Raw genomic sequence first — 7010 nt, 5'->3', positions numbered from 1 at the left:
AAGGGCTATGACTACGGCCACCTGCGGCGATGGCTCCGCGAACGAAGGATCCGGCACCGCATCGCCCGTAAGGCATCGAGACGTCGCAGCGTCTTGGGCGCCACCGCTGGGTCGTCGAACGGACCGTGTCCTGGCTCGCCGGATGCCGGCGCCTGCATCGGCGCTACGAACGCAAGGCCGAGCATTTCCTCGCCTTCGTCGGCATAGCCGCAGCCCTCATCGGCTACCGCCGACTCACCAAATGAAACGACGTCTAAACCCGGCGGCCTCTGGAGGGCCCTCGACGATGTCGAGATCGCCACGCTGACCTGGGTCGACTGGTACAAACGGCAGCGGATCCACAGCGCGATCGGCAATCGTCCGCCCGTCGAACACGAGGCGATGTACTACCGTTCACACCAGTTCTCTCAAACCATCTGAAACCCACACATGACAGCCTCCAACGAACCCGGTGCGGTCAAGCAACGGCCCGACCACCACCAACAGTTCAAACACAACCACACACATCTGCGACCACCCCGACGAACGCCCCTTCACGCAGTTGAAAACCTGGCATATCCATCGCCGAGCAGGCTGCGCAACCAACCGCAACACACGGATCATCACAACGATCCGTACAATCCTGACCTGCGAAAAGAGAGGATGAAAAACGCTCAGTCAAAAAATTCGTGAACCAGATATCCTTTAAGGACCTTCGGCAATGTGCACGTTCTACATACGAAGCCACCGTCTGGCCTTCGCCGCCATTACCACGGGAGCTCACCTCACCGTCGGGGCAGTCGCTACTCCCTCTATCTCTTCCCATCCCTCCGAAATCGCCGACGCGGCCCGCGTTGCGGCGTTCGTTCATGCCTCCGCCGTAGGGCTCGGCACGCAGGACACTCTCAAGGCCATTGATACGATGGTCGACCCGGAAGGAAGGCGGCACGTCCGTTTCTCCCGCACCCACCGGGGGCTCCGGGTGCTCGGGGGTGACCTTGTCGTCCACCTTACCGCCAAATCTGCGTATGACGGCGTGACGCGCGCCTTCCGCCGCCAGATCGACGTGCCAGCCACGAAACCGAAGTTGTCGGCCCATCAGGCCCGGGCCAGGGCCGCCGCCGTGGCCGAGGGGCACGCCGACCCAGCCGAACTGGTTGTGCATGCCTGCGGCGACCGTACGAGGCTGGCCTTTCAGGTACGGGTCACCGACAGCCGTACCACCGAGGCTGGTGGCGCGCGTACGGTGGTGCTCGACGCGGCTTCGGGCGAGGTGCTCAACAACACCCCGGTCAATGATTCGTTCCTGTCACCCATCGTTCAGGACAAGCTGCGCGAGCGCAATGAACGACTTACTCCTGTGACCGGATCGGCCGTCTTCGCTCCGCCGACCGCTGATAGACCGTCGGTCGTCGCTAGCTTCCCTAGCGCAGCCAAGGGCACTGGCTCGTCCTTGTTCGTTGGCAATGTGCCGTTATCCACCACCCAGACCGCGAAGAGATCCTTCACCCTCAAGGATGCCACCTTCGGGAACATCGAGACGCGGGATGCCGGCGGGAGGAAGCTGGAGAGGTTCAATGGTGGCAAAGCGTTCACCAACACTACCAATCGTTGGGGTAACGGCGCCGTAGGCGATCGGGCCACTGCCGCCGTGGATTCCCAGTACGGGATTTCCCGCTCCCTGGAATTCTACAAAAGGGCGTTCGGCCGCAAGGGCGTCAAGAACGCCGGTGGTGGAGCGCGCGCCCTAGTGCACTTTGGCAATAAGGTCGGTAATGCCTTTTGGTCACCGGAATGTGACTGCATGCTCTACGGCGACGGTGATGGCAAGACCTTCCCCAAGCCGTTGGTCGTCCTGGATGTTACTGGGCATGAGCTGGCCCATGGCATCATTGGGGAGACCGCTGACCTCCAGCCCACGCGCGTCGACGACGAGGGTAACCAGTTCGGAGAACCCGGCTCGCTCAACGAGTCGCTAGCGGACATCTTCGGCAGCGCGGTTGAGTTCGCCACCAATAATCCGAAGACTCCGCCAAACTATCTTTTGGGTGAAAAGCTCGGCCTGCGGCAGAAGTTTCTGCGCCGCTTAGACAAACCGTCCCTCAATAGGCTCGAAGGCGCCATCGATTACTGGTCGAAGGAGTCCTATAAAGCCGAGGTGCACGCTGGCTCTGGTGTCTCTTCGCATGCCTACTACCTGCTTGCCGAGGGCAGTGGGAGGAAGCGGATCGGCAATGTCACCTACGACTCCCCAACCTACGACGGCTCCAAGCTGACCGGCATCGGCCGGAACAAGGCGACGGCGATCTTTTACCGTGCCCTCACCCGGTACATGGTATCCACAACCGACTTCCATGATGGCCGGATCGCGACTTTGCGCGCAGCAAAGGACATGTATGGCATCGGGAGTAGAGAGTACAAGATGGTCAACAAGGCCTGGGCGGCAGTAAATGTGACTGCTGCCAACAAACCGCACGCTTAGACGTCGTTTCATTTGGTGAGTCGGCGGTAGCCGATGAGGGCTGCGGCTATGCCGACGAAGGCGAGGAAATGCTCGGCCTTGCGTTCGTAGCGCCGATGCAGGCGCCGGCATCCGGCGAGCCAGGACACGGTCCGTTCGACGACCCAGCGGTGGCGCCCAAGACGCTGCGACGTCTCGATGCCTTACGGGCGATGCGGTGCCGGATCCTTCGTTCGCGGAGCCATCGCCGCAGGTGGCCGTAGTCATAGCCCTTGTCTGTGTGGAGCTTGGCCGGGCGTCGGCGTCGTGGTCCGCGGCGGGAGTGGATGGGCGCCTGCCGAACGGGTTTCCTTCTTCAGGAAGCCGGTGTCGTCCACGATGAGAACGGCCTCGGGGTCGCCGAGGTTGTCCATGACGTAGTCGCGCACATCATCGAGGACCTCGTCGGCTTCCCACTCGATCCGGTTCAGCATCCGGTGGAAACGGTCGAGAGCGGCGTGACCGGCCAGTTCGGCCAGTGTGTGAGGTCGGCTCGGGGCGCCCTGCTGGTGTTTCCACCAGTGGGTTTCCCCGAGCCGCCTCCCGAACCGGACGTGCCCGCTCTCCAGGCATCCGGCTCTCCACAAGCCCTCTCAGACGACCACGGCCATCGTGGTCCCGCTGGACCAGGGGGAGGGGATCTTGTTCCCGCGATACAAATAGCGGCTGGTTCGCACCTTCGCGCACCTGAACAAGACGACCTCGTCGTCTGCGGGCCACCATCGGCCCGCGCAGTAGCGACGACGTAGACTCTTCCAGTTGGACCGGCGGTGCTTTCGCCGCAGCCATCCGAAGACCTGGCGCCAGGTGAAGGCCGACAGGTATTGGAAGGTCGCGGACGACACCCCGTGCCGGAAGTACGCGGTCCAGCCCCGCAGCACCGGGTTGAGCTGGTGCAGCAAGACTGCCAGCGGCAGGTTCGTGTCCTGTCGGCACAGCGTCTTGACTTTCTCCTTGACGGCCTGGAGGGCCTTCTTGGAGGGGTAGACGTAGTGTTTCTGGGTCCCTCGTTTGCGGTGACGCTGGAGACGCCACCCAAGGAAGTCCAGCCCCTCGTCGATATGGGTGATGGCCGTCTTCTCCACCGACAGACGCAGTCCCATCGGGACGAGTACTTCCGCCACCTGGGTGCGCATATCCTCGGCCTGCTCGCGAGTCCCGGTCACGGCGATCAGAAAGTCGTCCGCGTACCGGAAGAGACGGTAGTTGGGGAGGTTCTGGCGACGTCGCCGGGCACGCTGGCCTTGCGTGGAGTTCGGCCCGCCCGGACCGGCCGCGATGAACTCATCGAGGACGGACAGGGCAATGTTGGCCAGCAGCGGCGAGAGGATGCCACCCTGCGGAGTGCCGGTATCGGTGTTCTTGGACTGGCCGCCCTCGCTGAGGATGCCCGATTTCAAGAACGCCTTCACCAGGTCAAGGACGCGCCGGTCTCCGATTCGACGACGCACTCGGCCCATCAGGGCCGTGTGGTCGATCGAATCGAAGCACGCCTCGATGTCCCCCTCCACCATCCACTCATAGGAGTTCTTGGCGAAGTGGTGTGCCTCGGCGAGCGCGTCATGAGCCCGGCGCTTCGGGCGGAACCCGTAGGAACACGGGAGGAAATCCGCCTCGAAGATCGGCTCCAGTACCAGCTTCAAGGACGCCTGGACCACCCGGTCCCGCACGGTGGGGATCCCCAGCCGACGGCGCTTGGCCGTCCCCGGCTTAGGGATCATCCGTTCCCGCACAGGAAGCGGGCGGAAGCTACGGTCCTTCAAATCGGACCGAACCTCGTCGAGGAAGGCCTCGACGCCTTGCCCGTCCTCCACTGAACGGGCAGTCTGCCCGTCCACTCCGGCCGAGCGAGCGCCCCTGTTCCTCCTCACCCGATCCCACGCGACCAGCAGGAACACGGGGTCGGCAACGAGATTGAACAGGTCATCGAACCGGCGATCACGATCGTCGGTCGCCCAACAGTGCAGTTTGGTCTGCATCTCCAGTACCCGGCGCTCGGCCTTGAGCAGCGCGAACTCCAGCGCGTCGGTATTCACCAGCGGCCTCCCGGCATTGCAGCATCCTCCCTGCCGACTTGCTGGCCCCCTTCGCCATGCACGGAGCTTTCCTCCGCTCGGACTACTACGAGGCCTCCGCCCCACCTGCGGCCCTCAGCCGGCAACGGGCCTGCCCTCCTCGCCGGACCGGCTGTCCGGAGGAGAAGGGCGACCGCAGGCGGTTCCCGCGTTCACCATGTGCCGATCGGCCAGGTCGGCGTCCCGCTACTACCCCGGCAGCATCACCACGCCTACGCCGCAGACCTTCAGCGAGGCCTCCCCACCGGCAGTTGGAGACCGGCTTCGGAGTTGACCGCCCCTGCCGAAGCGAGCAGTCACGCACTGCACCCTGGGCCCATATCCGCCAGATTGGAGCCCGGTGACAAGACTTACGGGGCTTTACACGGATTCCTCTTCGTACGCCTTCTGGCCTTGCTTGCCGAACCCGACGCGTCTGGCAGTTCCGCGCCGTCCCGGCGTTGTCAGGGCTGCTTTCCGTCCTCACCGGCGTTCCCCGGTTTGGACTGCCCTCAGCTTCTACCCGGCCGCTGCGACGGCCCGGTGGCAGAGGTCTCACACCTCCACTCGGTCACATGGCGCCTCGTGGCGCACCCAGCCGTTCTTCCGCTCCAGTGGAGCGAGCGGTCCCCGCATATCGGCGAGCGCCGACTCCCGCGGCTCCGATCTGGAAAACCGATGCACGAACCACTCGTGCACAGCGTCCAGTTCACCGACCCACACCCTGACATCAGCAAGGTCCCCACCCATGACCAGACCAACGACCGGTCTGCCCAACCATCACGGCAAGCACCGTTGCAGTACTAATACTCCAGCAGCGTTTCGCTATCTGGTCTGGTCGAAGGCGTTGTCGGGAGTGTAGTGGTCTGATCATGGGTCCAGGGGCTGTCTGGCTGGACCGCCCCTCTAACGTGTGGGTCGGATTTGGCTGGCCGACTCTGGTGCGGACAGCTTCTCAAGGTGATCGACGAGCACGCGGACGTGAACTGGGAAAGGGAACTCGACGCCCTCTTCTTGCGCATCGGCCACCGTTTCGGCCGTGCGGACCTGCGGCGTCGGATGCGGGACTACGTGCGGGGCTTGCTCGCCCCCGTCGGCCGCAAAAACGGCTGGCAGCTGGCTGAGTTCGCCGGGTACCGAACCCCCGACGGTTTCCAGCGGCTGCTGAACAGGGCGAACTGGGACGCCGACGATGTTCGCGACGACCTCCAGGCGTACGTCGCCGAGCGCCTCGGCGAAGACGGCGGTGTGCTCGTCATCGACGACACCGGCATCGTCAAGAAAGGCATCACCTCCGCCGGGGTGCAGCGGCAGTACTCCGGCACCGCCGGCCGCACCGAGAATTGCCAGATCGGCGTCTTCGCCGCCTACGCCACCACCCGCGGCCGCGCACTGGTCGACCGGGAGCTCTACCTGCCCAAGTCCTGGACGGACGACCGCGAGCGCTGCCGGACGGCGAAAGTCCCCGACGAACGAGGCTTCGCCACGAAGGGTGAGCTGGCCAAGCGCCTGGTGCTGCGTGCTCTGGCCTCTGATCTCCCTCTCGCGTGGGTGACCGCGGACGCCGTTTACGGGCAGGAGGGACGCTTCCGCCGCCTGCTGGAGCAGTCCGGCCTCGGCTACGTGCTCGCGGTGCCCAAGTCCCAGCAGGTCTTCGGCCCGCGCATCGACCACCTCTTTGCCCAGGCCCCCCGACGAGGCATGGGAGACGATCTCGTGCGGTAACGGCGCCAAGGGACCAAGGAACTACCACTGGGCCGCACTGGAGCTGCCCACGGTGGCCGAGTTCGACTACCAAGGTGAGACACCCGTGCGCCGACGCTGGGCGCTGGCCCGCCGCAGCATCAGCAAGCCTGAGGAGATCGCCTACTTCCTTGCCTACGCACCGCGGGAGACCACGGTGGCCGACCTGGTGCGGATCGCCGGAATGCGCTGGCAGATCGAGGAGTGCTTCCAGGCTGCGAAGAACGAGTGCGGCCTGGACCAGTACGAGGTCCGCCGCTACCCGGGCTGGTATCGGCACATCATCCTGGCCATGCTGGCCCACGCCTACCTCGCGGTCATGGCAGCCGACGCGGCGGCAAAGGGGGGTGCAGAAACGCTTCAGCGCCCTGGCTCCGCTCACCGTGGCGGAAGTCCGCCAGCTCCTGGCGCTTCGCCTCGGCCCGAACCACCGCGCCTTCCGGTCGCTTCGCGCACACGCTCTGAACTGGTCGCACTGGCGCCGCAGACACCAGGCCGTCTCTCGCCACTGCCACTACCAGCGACGACTCCACACGTTGGAGGGGCGGTCCAGCCAGACAGCTCCTGACCCATGATCAGACCACTACACTCCCGACAACGCCTTCGACCAGACCAGATAGCGAAACGCTGCTGGAGCACTAACTGAACCTCTTTCATCCTCCGTTTTCGCAGGTGAGGGGGGTGTGTACGGCGGCGACGCACCTGCTGATGCGGTTGGTGCTGCAGCGTGCCTT

General features: G+C 64.5%; 2 protein-coding genes and 6 pseudogenes. 4 read left to right on the top strand and 4 right to left on the bottom strand.

Annotated features, from left to right (window positions below; all coding sequences use genetic code 11):
- From AZE13_RS32905 to AZE13_RS32900, 3 genes and pseudogenes are all read left to right on the top strand, one after another.
- Positions 1 to 245, top strand: a pseudogene (locus AZE13_RS32905) (transposase); the annotation flags it as partial.
- Between the two features lie 37 nt (positions 246 to 282).
- Positions 283 to 420 (top strand): annotated as a pseudogene (locus AZE13_RS39470) (IS3 family transposase); the annotation flags it as partial.
- A 280-nt stretch (positions 421 to 700) separates the two neighbouring features.
- Positions 701 to 2461, top strand: a complete 1761-nt coding sequence (locus AZE13_RS32900) for a M4 family metallopeptidase (protein ID WP_066940386.1) — start codon at positions 701 to 703, stop codon at positions 2459 to 2461.
- 8 nt (positions 2462 to 2469) lie between these two features.
- Here the strand turns inward: AZE13_RS32900 and AZE13_RS32895 are convergent.
- The 4 genes and pseudogenes from AZE13_RS32895 to AZE13_RS35090 form a co-directional block, all read right to left on the bottom strand.
- A pseudogene (locus AZE13_RS32895) lies at positions 2470 to 2759 on the bottom strand (transposase); the annotation flags it as partial.
- 13 nt (positions 2760 to 2772) lie between these two features.
- Positions 2773 to 2961 (bottom strand): annotated as a pseudogene (locus AZE13_RS39465) (transposase); the annotation flags it as partial.
- Positions 2962 to 3072: 111 nt separating this feature from the next.
- Entirely contained in the window at positions 3073 to 4515 is a 1443-nt protein-coding gene (gene ltrA / locus AZE13_RS32885) for a group II intron reverse transcriptase/maturase (RefSeq protein WP_066940379.1), read from the bottom strand.
- A 600-nt stretch (positions 4516 to 5115) separates the two neighbouring features.
- Positions 5116 to 5283, bottom strand: a pseudogene (locus AZE13_RS35090) (IS701 family transposase); the annotation flags it as partial.
- Between the two features lie 213 nt (positions 5284 to 5496).
- Here AZE13_RS35090 and AZE13_RS32880 point away from each other — a divergent pair.
- Positions 5497 to 6610 (top strand): annotated as a pseudogene (locus AZE13_RS32880) (IS701 family transposase); the annotation flags it as partial.
- Positions 6611 to 7010 lie beyond the last annotated feature (400 nt).

The organism is Streptomyces sp. NBRC 110611, from assembly GCF_001590865.1.
In the GTDB taxonomy this organism is placed as follows: Bacteria; Actinomycetota; Actinomycetes; order Streptomycetales; family Streptomycetaceae; genus Streptomyces.
Note: the sequence above shows the minus strand (reverse complement) of the source record. Positions and strands in the feature narration are given on the sequence as shown.